Origin of the sequence: Streptomyces hesseae (genome assembly GCF_031845785.1) — a bacterium.
Taxonomy (GTDB): domain Bacteria; phylum Actinomycetota; class Actinomycetes; order Streptomycetales; family Streptomycetaceae; genus Streptomyces; species Streptomyces hesseae.
Genome location: NZ_JAVRFI010000013.1, coordinates 59,511 through 79,451 on the forward strand (window position 1 = coordinate 59,511; position 19,941 = coordinate 79,451).

Sequence of the window (19,941 nt, forward strand, 5' to 3'; positions counted from 1 at the left end):
CGAGCAACCCCGGTGGCCCAGCCAACCGTTGCTCCCGCTCCCGCTCCCGCCGGCCTTCAGCAGTGGACGGACGCCGCGGCGCGGCTCCAGGGGCAGACGCCCGGTCCCGCCCGTACCGAGCCGGCGGCGCCCGAAGGCGCGCCCAGGCCCGCCGCCGGCAGCCAGGTCCCCTGGAAGATCGAGGACGAGAAGAGCGGCTCCAAGTTCGCCGTGAAGGTGGGCCGCGGTGTGCTCTGGGGCGTCGTCGCCCTCGCCGCGATCACCGGCATCCGTTCGTGGTTCTGGACCCCCGCCCCGCCCAAGCCCGCCCCCACCAAGGTCGACAGTGGTCCGCAGTACCCCGTCCAGGAGGCCCAGGCGGTCGCCGCGCGCTTCGCGCGCTCGTATCTGACCTGGGACGAGGCCGACCCGCAGGCGCGGGCCGGCGCCCTCGCGCGGGACATGCCCAGGGGGGCCGAGACCGCCGCCGGCTGGAACTCCAAGGGGCACCAGGAGGTACTCGTCGTCCTGCCGAGCACCGTTTCCGTGCTCGGCGACAAGCGTGCCCGCGTCCGGGTGGACCTCCTGGTGAGCGGCCCGGCGCCGACCGACTCCGCCCCGGCCGACAAGGACAAGGACAAGGGCGACAAGAAGGACGAGCCCAAGAAGGACGACGCCAAGAAGGACGCCAAGCCCGCCTCCGCCACCCGGTGGATGGGCCTGGAGGTTCCCGTCGTCCAGGCGTCCGGCCGCGTCGTCGTCACCGGCGAGCCCGGCATCGTCGGCGTGCCGAACAGCGGCCCGTCCGTACCCGCGCCGGCCGCCAAGAGCAACGACATGGAGTTCAGCGACAAGACCCGCGGTGTGGTCGAGGAGTTCTTCTCGAAGTACGCCGCGGGCGAGTCCGACTCGGTCGCCGCGCCGGGCGCCTCCATCCCCGCCCTGCCGTCCGGCATGACGCTCGGCACGATCCGCAACTGGACCGTGGACGAGGGCAGCGGCACCGACCGCGTCGGCACGGCCGTCGTCATCTGGAACGTCGGCGGGGCCGAGATCGAGCAGACCTACCGGGTCAAGCTCACCCGCGTGTCCTCGGCGCAGGCCGAGCGCTGGCAGGTCGCCGAGGTCCACGGCGGATTCACGCCGTAGCCGGCCCGGCCCGCCGCACCGCCGACACCCCTTTCCTCTTCGCCGGTCCGCCGGCTTTCCATCCATTCACCGCTGCCCGTCTCACCGTCTCATCATGGGGGAATACCGATGCAACTCGCGCTGACCACTGGGGCCGAACTCCAGTCCTGGGTGATCATGGTCGCCGGAAACATCTTCCTGATCGTCCTTGCGGTCAGGGCCGTCGGCCACTACGCGAAGCGTGAATGGGGCGAGCTCCTCGGCCACTTCGTGGCCGGAGTGGTCGTGGCCGGCTTCGTCTTCTCGTCGGGAACCGCGAAGACCATGCTCATCGCGATCTGGAACAAAGTGGCCGGTTCATGAGGGTGGGGCACACCTTCACCCGCCACTTCGACCTGGAGACGCGGCAGCACGAGCTGTTCGGCATGGACCTCGGCGAGGGCCCCTCGCGGCGCGTCCTGGTGACCGGTGCCGTGATCTACACGGTCTGGGTGGGTGGACTCCTGCTCATCTTCGGATTCCCGTCGAAGTTCCTCTTCACCCTCTACTTCGCCCCGCCCGCGCTCATCACCTTCTACGGCGCGCAGCGCTCTCGGCGTAACGAGCGGCGGTGGAACCTGACCCAGTGGGCCCTGGCCATCCGCTATCTGACGGTGGGCCACCGGCCCGTCATCAACGGCGGGCGGCGCGCGGCCGACCGCAGCGAGTGGCTGCCGCTCCGGGCCCGTCTGGGCGAGCGGACGGACGAGTTCCTGGCCCTCCCGGGCATGGGCGTGTTCGAGGGCGCCCTCGGTGGCGAGGAGCCCAGGCCGACGGCGGGCCGCCCGGCGAAGCTCGACGCCCGGCCCCGGCTCTACGGCCCGGACCACGTCTACCGCGCGCGGATGCGCGGCCTCTCCGCGAAGGAGCGCAAAGCCGCCGAGCGGGCGGCGGCTCAGCAGAACGGCCCGCACGCGGCCCAACAGGCATGGACGGGCAGTGCGGCGCACCGGCCCGGCCCCGAAGGCAGGTAGAGGTACCCGACAGTGAAGTTGTTCAAGGGCATCGCCCGTTTCCTCGGCGTCGAGGGTGACCGTTCCGCCCCGCCGCCCCGCTACGTCGCCCTCGCGGACGGCCTGATCGTCACCGAGACGCACGCCGAGGCGTGGTTCGTCCTCGCGGGCTCCAACACCGACCTGATGTCGGAGAGCGCCCGGGACGCCGAGCACGACCAGGCCAGCAGCGCGCTCGCCCGCACCCTCTCCGGCTACGACTGCCACCTCAGGGTGCTCTGGGCGCCGCTGAACTCCAACGAGTACCGCGACGAGGCGGAGAGCCTCTTCTCGGCCGGCGACTACGCGGCCTGGGCGGAGACCCGCATCGAGCGCCTCGACGACCTGGAGCTCCCCACCCGGCTGCTGCTGCTCGGCGTCCGTATCCAGGAGCGCTCCACGCAGGCGAAGGCCCGGGGCAGTCGGGGCGTCCAGGACGCCATGGGCATCGGCTCCACGTCCGTCTCCCCGAAGGAGCTCGCGCGGCTCGACGCCCTGACCCGGCGCCTGGGCCGCCAGCTGGAGACCACGCCCTGGAAGGCCCAGCCGGCCACCGTCGAGATGCTGGCCTGGATGATCGCGCGCGAGCAGCGCCGCGGCGCCCCGCTGCCGACGCCGGACGGCGACGGCACGATCACCGGCGCCAAGCTGGCCCAGCTCACCCGCGGCCGGGTGCTGCCCTACCCCGACCACCTGCGCATCGTCGACCAGCGCGGCGAGACGTCCGCGTGGACGGCGGTGCTGACCATGGACGGCTTCCCGGAGGAGATGGAGTCCCCGGGCGCCGGCGAATGGCTGCGGGCGGTCGCCGAGATCACGTACGTGCCCGAGTACACGGACGACGACCTCGACCGCGACATCCACGTCAAGCCGGTCAACGCCGAGCCGTCCGTCCGCTTCAAGGTGCTGCACAAGCGGGACGCGCTGAAGCAGATCGACGAGGTCCGCCGGCTGGCCAAGGAGCAGCGGCAGAGCGCCGCCAAGCACTCCGCCGGCGAGACCGCGCAGGAGATCGAGGAGACCGAGGAGACGATGACGGCCCTCTCGCGCGACATGAAGCGCGAGGACGTCACGCTGCTGGAGGACCACCCCCGGCTGATCATCAGCAGTGACGTCTCACTGGAGGACCTGCGCAACCGCTGCGACGCGGTCATCGGCTTCTACGGCGGACTGGGTATCGAGGTCAGCGTCGCCGCCGAGGAGCAGCGCGAGCTGTGGCTGGAGTCCCAGCCCGGCGACATGCTGCGGGTGCCGGACCTGCTGCACACCCGGACGGTCGGCGCGTTCGCCGGCTCCTGGTTCTGGGGCGGCGCGTCGGTGGGCGACGACAGCGGCCCGATCATCGGCTATCTGACCGGTTCGACGCCCGGCGTCGTACGCAACGACCTCACCGGCGGCTCCGAGCGCGGCGACGCCACGACCTCGGCCTTCATCGGACGAAGCGGCCGCGGCAAGACGACCGCGATGATGCTGTCCCTGCTGGACTCCGGCTTCCGGGGCTCCTTCGTGCTGGCCCTGGACTTCAAGGGCGACATGGGCGGCCTCGTCTCGGCCGGTCAGCGTTACGGGCTCAACGCCCATCTCATCGAGACGGGCTCGCAGTTCGCCGGCGTCGCCGACCTCTTCACCCTCCTCTCCGGCGAGAGCGCCGAGCGCGCCCAGACCGAGGTCCCGGCCCAGCTCGGCATCGCGCTGCCGCAACACTTGCGGATGCGCGGCGCGGAGACCCCGATCCAGAGCGCGGTCAACGAGGTCATCGCCGAGGGCGACCCCGCGACCTGGAAGGTCATCGAGCGGCTGCGGAAGTCGGACGACGAGCTGAGCCGCGAGGCGGGCGACGCGCTCTACGAGCTGTCGCTGACGGGCCTGGGCGCGCCCTTCATGGGCAGGCCGTCCGGCACCACGCTGATCACGCCGAACCCCGGCATCTGGGTCGTCCAGGTCCCCGGCATCACCCTGCCGTCGCCGGACGACGACCGCGACGACTGGTCGGTGCACCAGCGCCTGTCGGTGGCCCTCGTCCACTCGCTGCTCGCGTACGGCATCAGCATGGCCGGCCGGAAGGACCTGCGCGGTCTGCGCAAGGTCGTGGCCGTGCCGGAGGTGCACGTCCTGACGGCGACCCGCGAGGGCAGCTCCTTCCTCCAATACATCGCCCGTGTCGGCCGCGCCCTCCACACCGCGCTGGTCGTCGACACCCAGGACCCGGAGTCGCTGGCGAGCCTGACGGGTCTGGTGGAGCAGATGACCACGGTCTTCGGCTTCCAGCTGACGACGCCCGAACAGCAGGACGCGATGGCCGCGCTGCTCGACCTGCCGAAGGGCGACCACACGCGCCAGCTCATCCAGGCGATCGGCGTCGATGTGACGCAGGAGATCCGCCACGGCCACTGCATCATGCGCGACCGGCGCTTCAGCAGCGCGACGGTGCAGTTCGACGTGCCGTCGCTGGAGATTCTCGAGCTGCTGAACACGACGCCGAAGACGACCGGTATCGGGGCGGAACAGCCGTCCTCCGTGTCCATGAGCAAGTCCGAACCTCAGGAGGCAATCGCATGAAGCGGATGACGGCCGCGGCCGTGGTGGTCGCGTCGGCCCTGCTGGTGACCGGATGCTCGTCGTCCTCGGACGGCGGGAAGGACGGCGGCGACGGCAAGGACGGCAAGAAGCCGGGCTCCTCCGGTGCGTCCAAGGCACCGGGCGCCTTCGGGCAGGACGAGGCGGCGATGAAGGCCGTGGCGGTCAAGTACCGGCAGTCCGTGCACCAGCGGGACTGGCGTCAGGCGTGCGAGTTGTCCACCCAGCAGGGCCGGGACGGCAAGTCGGTGGACGACTGCGCGAAGGCCAACATCGCGGGCGATGGTGACGCCAGCCCGGCCACGGTCGTCTTCGAGGGAACCCCCGAGACCGTTCCGGCGACCGACCGCTACCTCGCGGGAACCGGCCTCATGGTGACGACCACGTTCACCAACAGCGAGGGCCGTCACGCCGAACGGGTCGCCCTGCGCATGGTCAAGGAGGGCGCCACGTGGCTGGTCGAGCAGGACGCGGACATCTATGACTCCGAGATGCGGCATGCCGACCCCGTGCGCGACGCCCTCATGAGGTCGAAGTGAGGATTCCGCGGCTCCGTACCCTCGCCATCCCCCTGATGGGGACACTCACCACCCTGATGGTGACGGGCGGCGCCGCCTCCGCCAAGGACACGTCCAAGTACAACCCGGCGGGCATGGGCGTACTGCTGCCCTCGCCCAGTACCCGCCCCTCCGGACAGTCGGGGACGCTGTTCGAGCGCTACAGCGGCAGCGGTCTCTACCAGTTGGACTGCCAGCTGGGCTGGGACGAGATCGGCTACCAGATCCAGCAGGGCATCGCCGTCATCTTCATGGGCCTGACGGTCCTGGTCGGTCTGGCGGCCGTGGTCGTCGTGCAGTGGGCCATCAAGTTCACCTCCGTCAAGGAGCTCCAGGAGGCGATCACCCACGCCATCTCGGGCGCCGCCGGAGCCGTCTCCGAGACACTGCTCCCCACCGCCCTGGCGGTGGGAGCGCTGGTGGCGTGGGTCAACCACAGAAAGGCCGGGGGCAGCGCCCTCAGTCAATTGGGCTGGGTGGCCGCGTCGGGAATCCTGTCGGCGTCACTGCTGACCACGCCACAGGCGTGGGTGGGCGGAATCGACTCCGTGCGCAGCATCGGCAGTTCCATCGCCATGGAGGCCACCAGCGCCGGTATGGGCAAGGAGACCAAGGAGCCCATCGACATCGGGGGCGATGTGGCCTTCAACGGTTCGACGCAGGACAACATGCTGCGTCAGTCGGCGGACGCCATCTGGCGTTCGTACGTCGTAACGCCCTGGTGTGTTGCCGAGTTCGGAAACATGAACGTGTGCAAGGAGTACGCCCAGAAGCTCTGGGACGAGAAGGGCGATGACACAGGTGCCCGCGAGGATTGGCTGAGTAAACACGTCTGCTCCGACTGCGTCGGAGAGCCCGCCGTCAACTGGCGCAAGGGCAAGAACGCCGGCCGCGTCCCTGTCACCATCGCCGCCTTCGTCTGCGTCGTCCTCTTTGCCGCCCTGGCCATCATGCTCGCCTTCGCCTCGCTCGCCTCGCTCATCGGCGCGCTGATGCTGCTCCTGGCGGGAGTGGTCTTCGCCTGCATGTGGGTCATCCCCGGCAGACCGAGACAGTGGGGAATGCGCTGGTTCGACATGCTGTTGGGCTTCACGCTCCAGTCGTTCGTCAGCACGATGGTGCTCGGCTGTGTGCTGATCCTGAACACCGCCAGCGTCTCCATGATCGGCAAGTACGGCTGGTTCGCCTCGGCGGGCATCAGCATCACCAGCGCGGTCGTGGCGTTCAAGTTCCGCGGTGTCATGGAGAGCATCGTCGGTGTCACCGGCGCCATGAGCCCGGGAGCCTCCGCGTTCGGTTCCGCGATGGCGCGCGGCGCCGGAAGGCTGGCGGGACGGGCCGGGGGCTGGACGGCCAAGAAGTCCCTGCGCGGCGCCGGAATGGCGGGCAGGGGCGCAGGCCGGATGGCGATGGCCGGTGCGCGGAAGGGCGCCCAGGCCTTCGACGAGAAGGTCTCCCACATAGGCAAGGCCGCGTCCATGGGTTCCTGGATGGCCAAGAACCCCGCCGTGCCGCTCAGCCTGGGCACAGGCGGCAAGTCCCGGGGCGGCGCGGCACAGGGCGCCTCGGGCGCCGGGCAGGACACCTCCGGTCGGCAGGGCGCGGGCGGTACGGCCGGGCGACGCGGCTCCGGTGGCGGGTCCGGCGCGGGCACGTACCGCGGCGGTGCCGGCAAGACCGCCGACCTGCCGACGCGGCGCACCACCCCGGTGGGCACCGTACGGCCGCGGTCCATGGCCGGAGCGGCGGAGCGGGAGAAGACCCAGGGCCGGAACGCGAACGCGCCGGCACAGGCCGGCCGTACGGGGGCCGTGGCGCAGCAGCAGGCCGCGAACCGGCGCCGTCCGTCGCCCGCGCGGCCCGGTGGGGGCAACGGCCAGGACGGCTACCGCTTCCGCTCGGCGCCGCCGCCGCGCGGCGTGCCCCGGCAGCAGCGCATCAGTGACGGTCGCAGGGCGGCGACCGCGGCCCACCGGAACGGTGCCGCGCAGCAGCGTGACCGCCAGCCGCAGAATCGTTCCTCCTCCGGTGCCGCCACCGCGGCCCGTACTCCGGCCCCCGGCCGCCGTCGCAGGAGGAGGAACGGCTCGTGACCAAGGCGGACAGGCCCAAGGACTCCGCCGAGTGGCGGGAGCTCCTCAAGGCCGGATTCGAGTACGAGTACCCCGAGGAGATCCAGCAGGCCCCCAAGCGCTCCCTGCGCCGGCGGGCCCGCAAGATCTACCGGCAGGACCAGAAGGTCGAGCTCAAGCGGCGCATCGCCGAGGAGCGGCGTCGCGAGCCCGTCACGGCGGGTGGCGCGGTCGTCGTGGTGGTCTGCCTGCTGCTCGTCGGCCTGGCCGCCGACCACTGGTGGCCCGACCACGCCGGGGCGCCGTCGACGGTGGTCCAGGCGGGCGGGGACGCACCGGGCGCGGAGGCCAGGGCGGGCCGGGGCGGGAGCCCCGGCGCCGCGCCGTCCCCCGCCGCCTCCGGTGCCGCGCCGAAGGCCGACCTCAGCACCCCGGAGAAGACCGCCGAGGGCTGGGCGCGCGCCTATATGACCCGCAACCCGCCCGTGGACAAGGACCAGAAGGTCCCGGTCCGGCGGGCGGCTCCGTGGATGACCGAGGCGCTGGAGAAGAACCTCGAACAGTTCGACGACAAGGCCTGGTACCAGCTGGTGGCCGACGGCGGCGTGGCCACGGTGGACAAGGTCACCGTCGGCCCGGCCGACGACGACCGTGTGCGCAAGCAGGCGGACACCCCGACGCGGGTGTGGCGGAGGGTCACCGTCGAGACCACCGTCGCCGGCTACCAGAAGCACAACGACACCAAGGTCTTGCTGACCGAGATCACGCGCGGCGACGACGGCTGGCGCGTGGGCAGGGTCCTGGGGGTCTGAGTCGTTGAACGGACGTGAAGCCCTCGCCCTGGCGGCGGGGGGAGCCCGGCGTGCCCTCATGGTCAAGCTGGGCGTACCGGTCGCGGCCCTGTTCATGGCCTTCCTGGTCCTGCTCGGCGCGTTCGCCGGCATCGGCGGCGGCGCCTCGTCCGCCGCCGCCTGCGGCAAGCCCGGCCAGCCCGCCGACGACGGGGCCAACGGGCGTGGCGGGGACGAGACGGGTGGGGCGGGCAAGGAGCTGCGCAAGCGCCAGGTGGAGAACGCGAAGATCATCGACCAGGTCGCCAAGGACGGGAAGCTGCCCGGCCGCGCCACGCTCATCGCGCTGATGACGGCGCTGGCGGAGTCGGAGTTGGACAACATCAACTATGGAGACCGGGACTCCCTCGGTCTCTTCCAGCAGCAGTGGTCGACGGGCTGGGGCACCAAAGAGCAGATCATGGACCCCAAGTACGCGGCCCACATGTTCTTCTTCGGCGGCGACAGCGGTGACCCGCCGGGGCTGACGAGCTATTCGTGGGAGGGCATGTCGCTCAACGACGCCGCCCAGAAGGTGCAGCGATCCGGTTTCCCCGACGCCTACGGGCCGAAGGAGACCCAGGCGCGCAGCATCGCGAAGGAAGCCGGCATCGATCTGGAGCGCGCGGGCGACAACCACCCGGGCCGGCCGGGGCAGTCCGGGAACAAGCCGGCGCAGGACGGCCACCCGAAGCCCGACGGCGGTCCGGGGAACTGCAACACCACCGGCAATGGCAACGGCACCCCCGCCGCACCCGGCGAACCGTTCCACGACGGCGCCTCGGGATGGCCCGCCAAGGTGGTCAACCGCCGCTCGACCGACGACGCCATCGCGTGGGCCAAGGCCGAGGCGGCCAGCCACCGCGCGGACTGGTACCAGAAGTGTCTGGCCTTCACCTCGATCGCATACGGCTGGAACTTCTCCGGCACCGATTACGCCATCGACCACTACACGCAGATCATGCCCAAGGACATGCGGCACGACGGCGACCGCAACCCGCCGAAGGGCGCCCTGATGTTCTGGGACACCGGGCACCGGGCCGGACACGTCGCGATCTACGTCGGGGACGGCAACATCGCGTCCAACGACATCGAGGGCAAGGGCGAGATAGCCATCGTCCCGGCCACCGCGATCGAGACGAAGTGGGGCGCCAAGTACCTGGGCTGGTCGCCCCCCTACTACCCCAACGCGGGATGATCCTGATGATGACGGTGCGGCGGAACCGAAGGGGACCGGCGGGAAGTAAGGATTGATTGGCCATGCCTGTAGTGACGGACCTCGACTCGGTCCCCCTGACGCCCGTGTACACGATCGTCATCAGTGCCACGGGGGAAGCCACTGTCGACGGGGAGCAGGTCGAGAACCTCCCCGGGCAGGACGCGCGTACGTCGGCACTCGCCGACATCCGCGTCCGGGCCGCCCGCCGGGGGCACCCGGTGCGGATCAACGCCAAGGAGCCGGACGGTTCGGTCTGGCCCCTGATCGTCGATCACGACGGCGCGGTGACCCCACTGGACGGGCCGCACCCGGTACCGGCGCCGGCCGTCGTACCGCCCACGCCCGCGCCCGCGCCCACGGAGCAGGCAGGACCGCTGGCCCCCCACCACGCCGCCGTGCTCGCCCGGGTCGTCGCCGCCGAACTGCGCGGCGACCTGGCCGGGGCGGCCGTCGCGGCGGAGGAACTGGAGACGGCGCTGAGCGCGGAGCTCGGCCCCCTCCACCCCCACGCCCTCGGCGCGCTGGGCACCCGCGCCTGGCTGTCCCTGCTGCTGCGCGACGACTGGGCCGCGGCCACCCGGCTCCACCTGCTCACCGCCGAACGCCGCCGCCAGGCCGGGGCCCGGGACGTGGAGACCCGCCGCGTCGCCCGCAACGCCCACGCCGCCTGGGCGCTGCTGCGGACGACCGATCCGGCGGCGGCGGAAGCCCTCCGGCCGGAACTCGGCCGGGTCGCCCACCTGACGACGTAGCGGGGTCGGGGGCTCCCAAAGCCCCCGACAACGCAACGGACCCCAGGCCATCCGGCCTGGGGTCCGTTTCAAAAGAGCGGGCGACGAGAATCGAACTCGCGCTCTGAGCTTGGGAAGCTCATGTTCTACCATTAAACTACGCCCGCGCGAAGGCCCCTCAGGGCCTCGCATCGTCGCACACTCTACCTCATCGAAGGCCCCCGGCGCGCTCGCCGTGGTGGCCTTCCTGTCGTGTGAGGGCGCTGTGGTGGCGATGGGGACGCGGGCGTGGCGGGCGGGAGTTGGGGCGTACCGTGGGGGGCCGGCAAACCGCGAGGGGGTGTCGGGGTGCCGCGCTTCGGCCGGTCCGATTCATCCCCTAATGTGGCTTTTGTTGGTCATGTACTTGGGGAAAGGGAGCTCTATGGAGCGCACCGTCGTTCGTTGTGCCGAGGGGCACGTGTTCAGCACCGCTTCGTTCCCGATGCAGCATCTCGGATCCTCCCGGATCGGTCCCGGGCGGCTGCTGCGCTGCCCCCGCTGCGCGCGGCTGCGGCACTCCGTCCCTGTGACGTCCGAGAAGAACCGATGACGAAGTGCCGATGACGAGGAGCTGACGACCGGCGCGACCCCGGCCCCCGCCGGGGCCGGGGTCGCGTTGTCAGGTTGTCCGGCTTCTTTGCGTATCCTCGAGACGTGCTTCTCTCAGACAAGGACATCCGGGCCGAGATCGACGCCGGCCGTGTGCGGATCGACCCGTTCGACGAATCGATGGTGCAGCCGTCGAGCATCGATGTGCGGCTTGACCGCTACTTCCGGGTGTTCGAGAACCACCGGTACCCGCACATCGACCCCGCGGTCGAGCAGGCGGACCTCACCCGTGAGGTGGTGCCGGAGGGCGACGAGGCGTTCATCCTCCACCCGGGCGAGTTCGTCCTCGCCTCGACGTACGAGGTGATCACGCTTCCCGACGACGTCGCCTCGCGGCTGGAGGGCAAGTCCAGCCTCGGCCGTCTCGGTCTGCTGACGCACTCGACGGCCGGCTTCATCGACCCGGGCTTCTCCGGGCATGTGACGCTGGAGCTGTCGAACATGGCCACGCTCCCGATCAAGCTGTGGCCCGGGATGAAGATCGGCCAGCTGTGCATGTTCCGGCTGACGTCACCCGTCGAGCATCCTTACGGGTCCGCGAAGCACGGTTCCCGCTACCAGGGACAGCGTGGGCCCACGCCCTCGCGTTCCTTCCAGAATTTCCACCGCACGCAGGTCTGACCGTCCACAGCTAAGACGGTCCAGGGAACAGGGCGAAGAGCAACAGTGAGTGAGATCCGCGAGAACCTGACCTACCCGATCTTCGGGCAGGCCATCCGTGAGCTGGCACAGACCATCGCGGACGACGGCTACGAGCCGGACATCATCCTGTCCATCGCCCGTGGTGGCGTCTTTGTCGCGGGCGGTCTGGCCTACGCGCTGGACTGCAAGAACATCCACCTGGTGAACGTCGAGTTCTACACGGGCGTCGGTACGACGCTGGAGATGCCGGTCATGCTCTCCCCCGTCCCGAACGCGATCGACTTCTCCAACAAGAAGGTCCTGATCGCCGACGACGTCGCCGACACCGGCAAGACGCTCAAGCTCGTGCACGACTTCTGCCTCGACCACGTCGCCGAGGTGCGCAGCGCGGTCATCTACGAGAAGAGTCACTCGCTCGTGAAGTGCGAGTACGTCTGGAAGAAGACGGACGAGTGGATCAACTTCCCGTGGTCCGTCGAGCCGCCGGTGGTGCGGCGCGAGGGCCAGGTCCTCGACGCGTAAGGCGTAGCGGTACGAAGGAAGGGCCCCTCCGGAATCCGGAGGGGCCCTTCCTTCATGCCGTCTCTAGAGCGTGCCCAGCTTGATCAGCGACAGCAGCGCGACCAGCTGGATCGCCGAGGCGCCCAGCGCCCGGGGCCACGGCAGGTCGTGCGACTTGCTCACCATCGACGTCAGCAGCGCGCCGCACGCCAGCCAGGTGGCCCAGCCCAGGAACTGGACGAGGGTGCTGTCGCCGCCCAGGAACATCGCGAAGAGCAGCCGGGGCGCGTCCGTGATCGACATGATCAGCATCGACAGGCCGACGGTCGGCTGCCATATGCCGTCGCCGCCGAGCTGCCGGGCGAGGGTGTGGGTGACCGCGCCGAGGATCAGCCCGGCGACCACCATGATCACGCCGGTGATCAGTACGGCGGGTAGCACATCGGCGAACGAGGCGTGCAGCACGTCCGCGCGGGCCTTCTCGAAGCCGAAGACGGCGAGCAGGCCGTAGACGAAGGTGACGATCAGGGCCGGGGCCCACACCTGGTGGTCCCGCATCTGCCAGAAGGTGGCCGACGGGCGCAGCACGATGCCGGTCAGCAGCTCCTTCCAGTGCAGCCGCGGTCCGGGCGGCGGCGGGGGAGGGCCGGCGGGCCCGTCGCCGTAGCCGCCGTACGCGTCCGGTGCCTCGCCGACGCTGAACTGCTGGGTGCGGCCCGCGTCCTGCCCGTAGTACGGGTCCTGGGGGTAGCCCTGCGGGGGCTGCGGCTGCTGGTACGGCTGCTGCTGGGGTTGTCCGCCCCCGCCGAAGTACTCCGGCTCGTCGTAGCCGCCCTGCCCCTGTCCCTGCGCCTGCCACTGCCGCTGGTCCCCGTAGCCGCCGCCGGGCGCGCCGGAGTGTCCGGGTGCGCCCTGGCCGCCGCCGTACGGAGCCTGCTGTCCTTGCCACGCGGGCCCGGGGCCCTGGGCGTCCCGTCCTCGTCCCATCCTGAATCCAGCCACGCCTTCGAACGTACCCGCTCCGGAGAGCTCCCGTAGCCGCCCATGGGCGAACAAGCCGGGCTTTGCGGCCGACCTGTGACATCCCCTAGGGGAAAACCCAGGGGACCGGTGGCTACCGCTTGGGCAGCCACCGGTCGGGCGAGAGCAGTTCGTCGGCCCCCACGTTACTGATCATGCGGCGCATGACGGTGAGGGCGGCGGCGTACTCCTCGTCCGTGATGCCGGCGTGGATCTCCGCGCGCACCCTGCGCACGACCTCGAAGATGCGCTCCTTGGCCTCGTGGCCGGCGTCGGTCAGCACATAGCGGTCCTCGCCGCCCTCGGTCATCCAGCCGCGGGCGAGGAGGCCGTACAGGGCCTGGTCGATCTCCTCGGGCCGGTGGTCGAGGTTGACGGTGAGCGACTCGCGGAGCTCCTGCCTCGTCAGGCCGCCCTCGACGAGGACGGTCCGGTTCAGGACCCACCACTGCGGCTGCGTGACGTCCTGCGTGGCCAGGGCGCCGCGGATGTGCCGGATGACGGCCTTGTGGGTCGCGTGGCTCCAGTAGCCGATGGGCTGCCCGGCGAGGTTGGCGTCGTCGGCCTTGGGGGTGGTCAGCTGGGTGTTCTGCGGCGTCGTCGTCATGTCTACGACGGTAGGACCTCAAGCATGGTTGAGATCAAGAGTGTTGGTCGTCACGGAAACGACCGAGGCCGGGCCCCGCGATCGCTCGCGGGGCCCGGCCTCGTACACGGCACGGAAGCGGTTACTTCACCGGCTCCGGGTCCGGCTCCGGCGCGTCGGCCTTCTCGCCGTCGCCCTCCGGGGCGGCCGGGGTCCTGACGGACTCCAGCAGCAGCTGGGCCACGTCGACGACCTGGATGGACTCCTTGGCCTTGCCGTCGTTCTTCTTGCCGTTGACCGAGTCGGTCAGCATGACGAGGCAGAAGGGGCAGGCGGTGGAGACGATGTCCGGGTTGAGGGACAGCGCCTCGTCCACGCGCTCGTTGTTGATGCGCTTGCCGATGCGCTCCTCCATCCACATGCGCGCACCGCCGGCGCCGCAGCAGAAGCCGCGCTCCTTGTGACGGTGCATCTCCTCGTTGCGCAGGCCCGGCACCTTGGCGATGATCTCGCGCGGCGGGGTGTAGACCTTGTTGTGGCGGCCCAGGTAGCAGGGGTCGTGATAGGTGATCAGACCCTCGACCGGGGTGACGGGGATCAGCTTGCCCTCGTCGATGAGGTGCTGGAGCAGCTGCGTGTGGTGGATGACCTCGTACTCGCCGCCCAGCTGCGGGTACTCGTTCGCGATGGTGTTGAAGCAGTGGGGGCAGGTCGCGACGATCTTCTTCTTCGCCTTCTCGACCTTGATGCCCTCGTCCGCGTCCTCGCCGAACGCCATGTTCAGCATCTCGACGTTCTGCTGGCCGAGCTGCTGGAAGAGGAACTCGTTGCCCAGACGGCGGGCCGAGTCACCCGTGCAGTTCTCGTCGCCGCCCATGATGGCGAACTTCACGCCCGCCATGTGGAGCAGCTCAGCGAAGGCCTTGGTGGTCTTCTTGGCGCGGTCCTCCAGGGCGCCGGCGCAGCCGACCCAGTAGAGGTAGTCGACCTCGGTGAGGTCCTCGATGTCCTTGCCGACGACCGGGACCTCGAAGTCGACCTCCTTGGTCCACTGGAGCCGCTGCTTCTTGGCCAGGCCCCAGGGGTTGCCCTTCTTCTCCAGGTTCTTGAGCATCGTGCCCGCCTCGGACGGGAAGGAGCTCTCGATCATCACCTGGTAGCGGCGCATGTCGACGATGTGGTCGACGTGCTCGATGTCGACCGGGCACTGCTCGACGCACGCGCCGCACGTGGTGCAGGACCACAGCACGTCCGGGTCGATGACGCCGTTCTCCTCCAGCGTGCCGATCAGCGGGCGCTCGGCCTCGGCCAGGGCGGCCGCCGGGACGTCCTTCAGCTGCTCCTCGGTGCCCTTCTCCTCGCCCTCGGCGTCCTTGCCGCCGCCCGCGAGCAGGTACGGCGCCTTGGCGTGCGCGTGGTCGCGCAGCGCCATGATCAGGAGCTTGGGGGAGAGGGGCTTGCCGGTGTTCCAGGCGGGGCACTGCGACTGGCAGCGGCCGCACTCGGTGCAGGTGGAGAAGTCGAGGATGCCCTTCCAGGAGAACTCCTCGATCTTCGAGACGCCGAAGACGGCGTCCTCCGCCGGGTCCTCGAAGTCGATCGGCTCGCCGCGGCTGGTCATCGGCAGGAGCGCGCCCAGCGCCACGTCGCCGCTGGACTCGCGCTTGAACCAGATGTTGGGGAAGGCCAGGAAGCGGTGCCAGGCCACACCCATGTCCGTCTTCAGCGCGACCGTGATCATCCAGATGAAGGACGTCGCGATCTTCAGCCCGGCGAAGAAGTAGGTGAGGTTCTGGAGGGTGGAGAGGTCCATTCCCTCCAGCCACGAGACGACCGGGTACGAGATGAAGAACGAGGCCTCGTAGCCGTCCACATGGTGCTGGGCGCCCTCAAGGGCGTGCAGCATGAAGATGCAGACGCCGACGATGAGGATGACGGCCTCGACGAAGTACGCCTGGCCGGTGTTGGAGCCGGCGAAGCGGGACTTGCGGCCCGCGCCGCCCGGCCGGTTCAGCTGCCGGATGACGATGAGCGCCAGGATGCCGAGCGCGGTCATCGTGCCGACGAACTCGACGAAGACGTTGTACGGCGCCCAGTCGCCGATGACCGGCAGGATCCAGTCGGCCTTGAAGAGCTGGCCGATGGCGTTGACGATCGTCAGCAGCAGCGAGAAGAAGCCCACCGCCACGAACCAGTGCGCGACGCCGACGACGCCCCACTTGTTCATACGGGTGTGGCCGAGGAACTCCTTGGCCACCGTGACCGTGCGCTGTACCGGTTCGTCGGTGCGGACTCCCGCCGGTACGGGCTGGCCGAGCCTTACGAAGCGGTAGATCTGGAGGAGGGCACGGCCGAACAGCGCGACGCCGACCGCGATGAGGACCAGCGACACGATGATCGCGGCGAGTTGCATGGGAGGGCTCCTCCGGGTGGGAGAGCGGGATTACTAATCGGTAACTTATCCAGTCCGTTCGAGACTACTCACTCTCCCGCGCGCGATATACCCGCATCGCCGGTGATCTGCGTCGCGCAGGCAACCCTTCGCGGCCCTCCTCCACCCCTCCTGTGCCCCTGGGTGACTGTAAGGCCGACATAAAAGTTGAGTGTGGACGACTCAGGTCTGTTGACAGGTTTTCCCTCCCTGTTGCACTCTTGAGTCTGTTCCACTCAAGTCAGCTGGAGGAATCGACATGGCACGTGCGGTCGGCATCGACCTGGGTACGACGAACTCCGTCGTCAGTGTTCTCGAGGGCGGTGAGCCCACCGTCATCACCAACGCCGAGGGCGCCAGGACCACGCCGTCCGTCGTCGCCTTCGCGAAGAACGGTGAGGTGCTGGTCGGCGAGGTCGCCAAGCGCCAGGCCGTCACCAACGTCGACCGGACGATCCGCTCCGTCAAGCGCCACATGGGCACTGACTGGAAGATCGAGGTCGACGGCAAGACCTTCAACCCGCAGCAGATGAGCGCCTTCATCCTGCAGAAGCTGAAGCGCGACGCCGAGGCGTACCTGGGCGAGAAGGTCGCCGACGCGGTCATCACCGTCCCGGCGTACTTCAACGACTCCGAGCGTCAGGCCACCAAGGAGGCCGGCGAGATCGCGGGCCTGAACGTCCTGCGCATCGTCAACGAGCCCACCGCGGCCGCCCTGGCCTACGGCCTGGACAAGGACGACCAGACCATCCTGGTCTTCGACCTCGGTGGCGGCACCTTCGACGTCTCGCTGCTGGAGATCGGCGACGGTGTCGTCGAGGTCAAGGCCACCAACGGTGACAACCACCTCGGTGGTGACGACTGGGACCAGCGCGTCGTCGACTACCTGGTCAAGCAGTTCGCCAACGGCCACGGCGTCGACCTGTCCAAGGACAAGATGGCGCTCCAGCGTCTCCGTGAGGCCGCCGAGAAGGCGAAGATCGAGCTGTCCTCGTCCACCGAGACCTCGATCAACCTGCCCTACATCACGGCGTCCGCCGAGGGCCCGCTCCACCTGGACGAGAAGCTCACCCGCGCCCAGTTCCAGCAGCTGACCGCGGACCTCCTCGAGCGCTGCAAGACCCCCTTCCACAACGTCATCAAGGACGCGGGCATCGCCCTCTCCGAGATCGACCACGTGGTCCTGGTCGGTGGCTCCACCCGTATGCCCGCCGTCGCCGAGCTCGTCAAGGAGCTGACCGGCGGCCAGGAGGCCAACAAGGGTGTGAACCCGGACGAGGTCGTCGCCATCGGCGCCGCCCTCCAGGCCGGTGTCCTCAAGGGTGAGGTCAAGGACGTCCTGCTCCTCGACGTGACCCCGCTGTCCCTCGGTATCGAGACCAAGGGCGGCATCATGACCAAGCTGATCGAGCGCAACACCACGATCCCGACCAAGCGCTCCGAGATCTTCACGACGGCCGAGGACAACCAGCCGTCCGTGCAGATCCAGGTCTACCAGGGCGAGCGCGAGATCGCGGCGTACAACAAGAAGCTCGGCATGTTCGAGCTGACGGGCCTGCCGCCGGCCCCGCGCGGTGTCCCGCAGATCGAGGTCGCCTTCGACATCGACGCCAACGGCATCATGCACGTGACCGCCAAGGACCTGGGCACGGGCAAGGAGCAGAAGATGACCGTCACCGGCGGCTCCTCGCTGCCGAAGGACGAGGTCGACCGCATGCGCCAGGAGGCCGAGCAGTACGCGGAGGAGGACCACAAGCGTCGCGAGGCCGCCGAGACCCGTAACCAGGGCGAGCAGCTGGTCTACCAGACCGAGAAGTTCCTCAAGGACAACGAGGAGAAGGTCCCGGCCGAGGTGAAGACCGAGGTCGAGACCGCCATCGCCGAGCTCAAGGAGAAGCTCAAGGGCGAGGACTCGGCCGAGATCCGCACCGCGACCGAGAAGGTCGCCGCGGTCAGCCAGAAGCTGGGCCAGGCCATGTACGCCGACGCCCAGGGCGCGCAGGGCGCCGCCGGTGCCGCGGGCGCCGGTGCCGCCGGCGGCCAGCAGGCCAAGGCCGAGGACGACGTCGTCGACGCCGAGATCGTCGACGACGAGAAGCCGAAGGGCGGTGCGTCGGCGTGACGGAGGAGACCCCGGGCTTCGACGAGAACGAGAAGCCTGAAGGCACCTCCGACGCCACGACCCCCGACGACGCGGCGAAGGCCGCCGGGTCCGCCGACAAGGCGGCCCCGGCCGGCCCGGCCGCGGCCGAGGACCTCGTCGAGGTTGGCCTCCAGGCACAGCTGGACCAGTCCCAGGCCGCGCTCGGTGAGCGCACCGCGGACCTCCAGCGGCTCCAGGCCGAGTACCAGAACTACCGTCGCCGGGTGGAGCGGGACCGGGTAGCGGTCAAGGAGGTCGCCGTGGCGAACCTTCTGTCCGAGCTCCTCCCCACCCTCGACGACATCGGTCGCGCCCGCGACCACGGCGAGCTGGTCGGCGGCTTCAAGTCCGTCGCCGAGTCGCTGGAGACCGTCGTCGCCAAGATGGGCCTCCAGCAGTTCGGCAAGGAGGGCGAGCCCTTCGACCCGCTGGTCCACGAGGCGTTGATGCACGCCTACGCGCCCGACGTCACCGAGACGACGTGCGTGCAGATCCTCCAGCCGGGGTATCGCATCGGCGAGCGGACCATCCGCCCCGCGCGCGTCGCGGTGGCCGAGCCGCAGCCGGGCGCGAGCCCCAAGGGCGAGGACTCCGACGAGGAGAGCGGTGGCCCGGAAGAGGGCTGACGCTATGAGTGACGGGAAGGAGGGACGCCGAGGATGAGCCTCAGCAGGGACTTGCTGGAAAAGGACCTCTACAAGGTCCTCGGCGTCTCCAAGGACGCCACCGAGGCGGAGATCAAGAAGGCGTACCGGAAGCTCGCCCGCGAGTTCCACCCGGACGCCAACAAGGGCGACGCCTCGGCCGAGGAGCGCTTCAAGGAGATCTCCGAGGCCAATGACGTCCTGGCCGACCCCAAGCGTCGCAAGGAGTACGACGAGGCCCGCGCCCTGTTCGGCAACGGAGGCTTCCGTGCCGGGCCGGGCGGCGGCTCGTTCAACTTCGACCTGGGCGACCTCTTCGGAGGCGCCCAGGGCGGAGCCGGCACGGGCACCGGAGCCGGCGGCTTCGGCGGCGGTCTGGGCGATGTCTTCGGCGGCCTCTTCAACCGGGGCGGCGGCGGTCCCCGCACCCAGCCCCGGCGCGGCCAGGACATCGAGTCCGAGGTGTCGCTCAACTTCACCGAGGCGGTCGAAGGCGCCACCGTCCCGCTGCGGATGTCCTCCTCGGCGGCATGCAAGGCGTGCTCCGGCACGGGCGACAAAAACGGTACGCCCAGGGTCTGCCCGACCTGTGTCGGCACCGGCCAGGTGTCGCGCGGCTCGGGCGGCGGCTTCTCGCTGACCGACCCCTGCCCCGACTGCAAGGGCCGCGGGCTCATCCCCGAGAACCCCTGCGACGTCTGCCACGGCAGCGGCCGGGCCAAGTCCTCCCGCACCATGCAGGTCCGCATCCCCGCCGGAGTCTCCGACGGCCAGCGGATCCGCCTGCGCGGCAAGGGCGCCCCGGGCGAGCGCGGCGGCCCCAACGGCGACCTCTACGTCGTCGTCCACGTCGGCTCCCACCCCGTCTTCGGGCGCAAGGACGACAACCTCACCATCACCGTGCCCGTCACCTTCACGGAGGCGGCCCTCGGCGGCGAGGTACGCGTCCCCACCCTCGGCGGCCCGCCGGTCACCCTCAAGCTGCCCGCCGGCACGCCCAACGGCCGGACGATGCGTGCCCGCGGCAAGGGCGCGGTCCGCAAGGACGGCACCCGCGGCGACCTCCTCGTCACCATCGACGTCGCCGTGCCCACCCAACTGAGCGACAAGGCCCGGGAAGCCCTGGAAACCTACCGCGAGGCCACAGTCGATGAGGACCCGCGCGCGGAGCTGTTCCAGGCCGCGAAGGGAGCGTGACC

General features: G+C 70.0%; 17 protein-coding genes and 1 tRNA gene. 14 read left to right on the top strand and 4 right to left on the bottom strand.

Annotated features, from left to right (window positions below):
- Positions 1-12: 12 nt before the first annotated feature.
- The 9 genes from RM609_RS20295 (at position 13) to RM609_RS20335 (ending at position 10,145) form a co-directional block, all read left to right on the top strand.
- On the top strand, positions 13-1,128 hold the full coding sequence (locus tag RM609_RS20295; protein ID WP_311612807.1) for a conjugal transfer protein: 1,116 nt from the start codon (positions 13-15) through the stop codon (positions 1,126-1,128).
- A 108-nt stretch (positions 1,129-1,236) separates the two neighbouring features.
- Positions 1,237-1,470, top strand: coding sequence for a hypothetical protein (locus RM609_RS20300; protein WP_311612808.1), 234 nt, complete (start codon positions 1,237-1,239; stop codon positions 1,468-1,470).
- Complete coding sequence (locus RM609_RS20305) at positions 1,467-2,120, top strand: hypothetical protein (protein ID WP_311612810.1); 654 nt, start codon at positions 1,467-1,469, stop codon at positions 2,118-2,120. The genes RM609_RS20300 and RM609_RS20305 overlap by 4 nt, the downstream gene beginning before the upstream one ends.
- 12 nt (positions 2,121-2,132) lie before the next feature.
- Entirely contained in the window at positions 2,133-4,697 is a 2,565-nt protein-coding gene (locus tag RM609_RS20310; RefSeq protein ID WP_311612811.1) for an ATP-binding protein, read from the top strand.
- Complete coding sequence (locus RM609_RS20315) at positions 4,694-5,254, top strand: hypothetical protein (protein ID WP_311612813.1); 561 nt, start codon at positions 4,694-4,696, stop codon at positions 5,252-5,254. Before RM609_RS20310 ends, RM609_RS20315 begins: the two co-directional genes overlap by 4 nt.
- A 35-nt stretch (positions 5,255-5,289) precedes the next feature.
- Positions 5,290-7,365 carry a hypothetical protein gene (locus RM609_RS20320; RefSeq protein ID WP_311612815.1) on the top strand — a complete coding sequence of 692 codons (2,076 nt, stop codon included), beginning with the start codon at positions 5,290-5,292 and terminating at the stop codon, positions 7,363-7,365.
- A complete protein-coding gene (locus RM609_RS20325) occupies positions 7,362-8,156 on the top strand; it encodes a hypothetical protein (protein WP_311612817.1) in 795 nt (264 codons plus the stop codon). Before RM609_RS20320 ends, RM609_RS20325 begins: the two co-directional genes overlap by 4 nt.
- Positions 8,157-8,160: 4 nt before the next feature.
- Positions 8,161-9,372 (top strand): NlpC/P60 family protein, encoded by a 1,212-nt coding sequence (locus RM609_RS20330; RefSeq protein ID WP_311612819.1) that lies wholly within the window; start codon positions 8,161-8,163, stop codon positions 9,370-9,372.
- Between the two features lie 62 nt (positions 9,373-9,434).
- Complete coding sequence (locus tag RM609_RS20335) at positions 9,435-10,145, top strand: hypothetical protein (protein WP_311612820.1); 711 nt, start codon at positions 9,435-9,437, stop codon at positions 10,143-10,145.
- Positions 10,146-10,220: 75 nt separating this feature from the next.
- Here the strand turns inward: RM609_RS20335 and RM609_RS20340 are convergent.
- A tRNA-Gly gene (locus RM609_RS20340) sits at positions 10,221-10,291 on the bottom strand.
- Positions 10,292-10,820: 529 nt separating this feature from the next.
- Here RM609_RS20340 and dcd point away from each other — a divergent pair.
- Together dcd and RM609_RS20350 are read left to right on the top strand one after the other, a co-directional pair.
- Positions 10,821-11,396, top strand: coding sequence for a dCTP deaminase (dcd, locus tag RM609_RS20345; protein ID WP_071962992.1), 576 nt, complete (start codon positions 10,821-10,823; stop codon positions 11,394-11,396).
- A 45-nt stretch (positions 11,397-11,441) separates the two neighbouring features.
- Entirely contained in the window at positions 11,442-11,939 is a 498-nt protein-coding gene (locus RM609_RS20350; RefSeq protein WP_311612824.1) for a phosphoribosyltransferase, read from the top strand.
- A 63-nt stretch (positions 11,940-12,002) separates the two neighbouring features.
- Here RM609_RS20350 and RM609_RS20355 read toward each other — a convergent pair whose 3' ends face one another.
- The 3 genes from RM609_RS20355 to RM609_RS20365 all read right to left on the bottom strand — a co-directional run bounded on the left by RM609_RS20355 (position 12,003) and on the right by RM609_RS20365 (position 15,937).
- On the bottom strand, positions 12,003-12,905 hold the full coding sequence (locus RM609_RS20355) for a Yip1 family protein (RefSeq protein ID WP_311613001.1): 903 nt from the start codon (positions 12,903-12,905) through the stop codon (positions 12,003-12,005).
- A 127-nt stretch (positions 12,906-13,032) separates the two neighbouring features.
- Entirely contained in the window at positions 13,033-13,545 is a 513-nt protein-coding gene (locus tag RM609_RS20360; RefSeq protein WP_311612826.1) for a MarR family winged helix-turn-helix transcriptional regulator, read from the bottom strand.
- 121 nt (positions 13,546-13,666) lie between these two features.
- The gene (locus tag RM609_RS20365) at positions 13,667-15,937 is read right to left on the bottom strand and encodes a (Fe-S)-binding protein (protein WP_311612828.1); all 2,271 of its coding nucleotides are present in this window, start codon (positions 15,935-15,937) and stop codon (positions 13,667-13,669) included.
- A 277-nt stretch (positions 15,938-16,214) separates the two neighbouring features.
- Here RM609_RS20365 and dnaK point away from each other — a divergent pair, with 277 nt between their 5' ends.
- The 3 genes from dnaK to dnaJ are packed head-to-tail and all read left to right on the top strand — an operon-like array spanning position 16,215 to position 19,939.
- Complete coding sequence (gene dnaK, locus RM609_RS20370) at positions 16,215-18,077, top strand: molecular chaperone DnaK (protein ID WP_311612829.1); 1,863 nt, start codon at positions 16,215-16,217, stop codon at positions 18,075-18,077.
- Entirely contained in the window at positions 18,074-18,724 is a 651-nt protein-coding gene (gene grpE, locus RM609_RS20375; RefSeq protein WP_311612830.1) for a nucleotide exchange factor GrpE, read from the top strand. The genes dnaK and grpE overlap by 4 nt, the downstream gene beginning before the upstream one ends.
- A gap of 33 nt (positions 18,725-18,757) precedes the next feature.
- Positions 18,758-19,939, top strand: a complete 1,182-nt coding sequence (gene dnaJ / locus RM609_RS20380; protein ID WP_311612831.1) for a molecular chaperone DnaJ — start codon at positions 18,758-18,760, stop codon at positions 19,937-19,939.
- Positions 19,940-19,941: the final 2 nt, after the last annotated feature.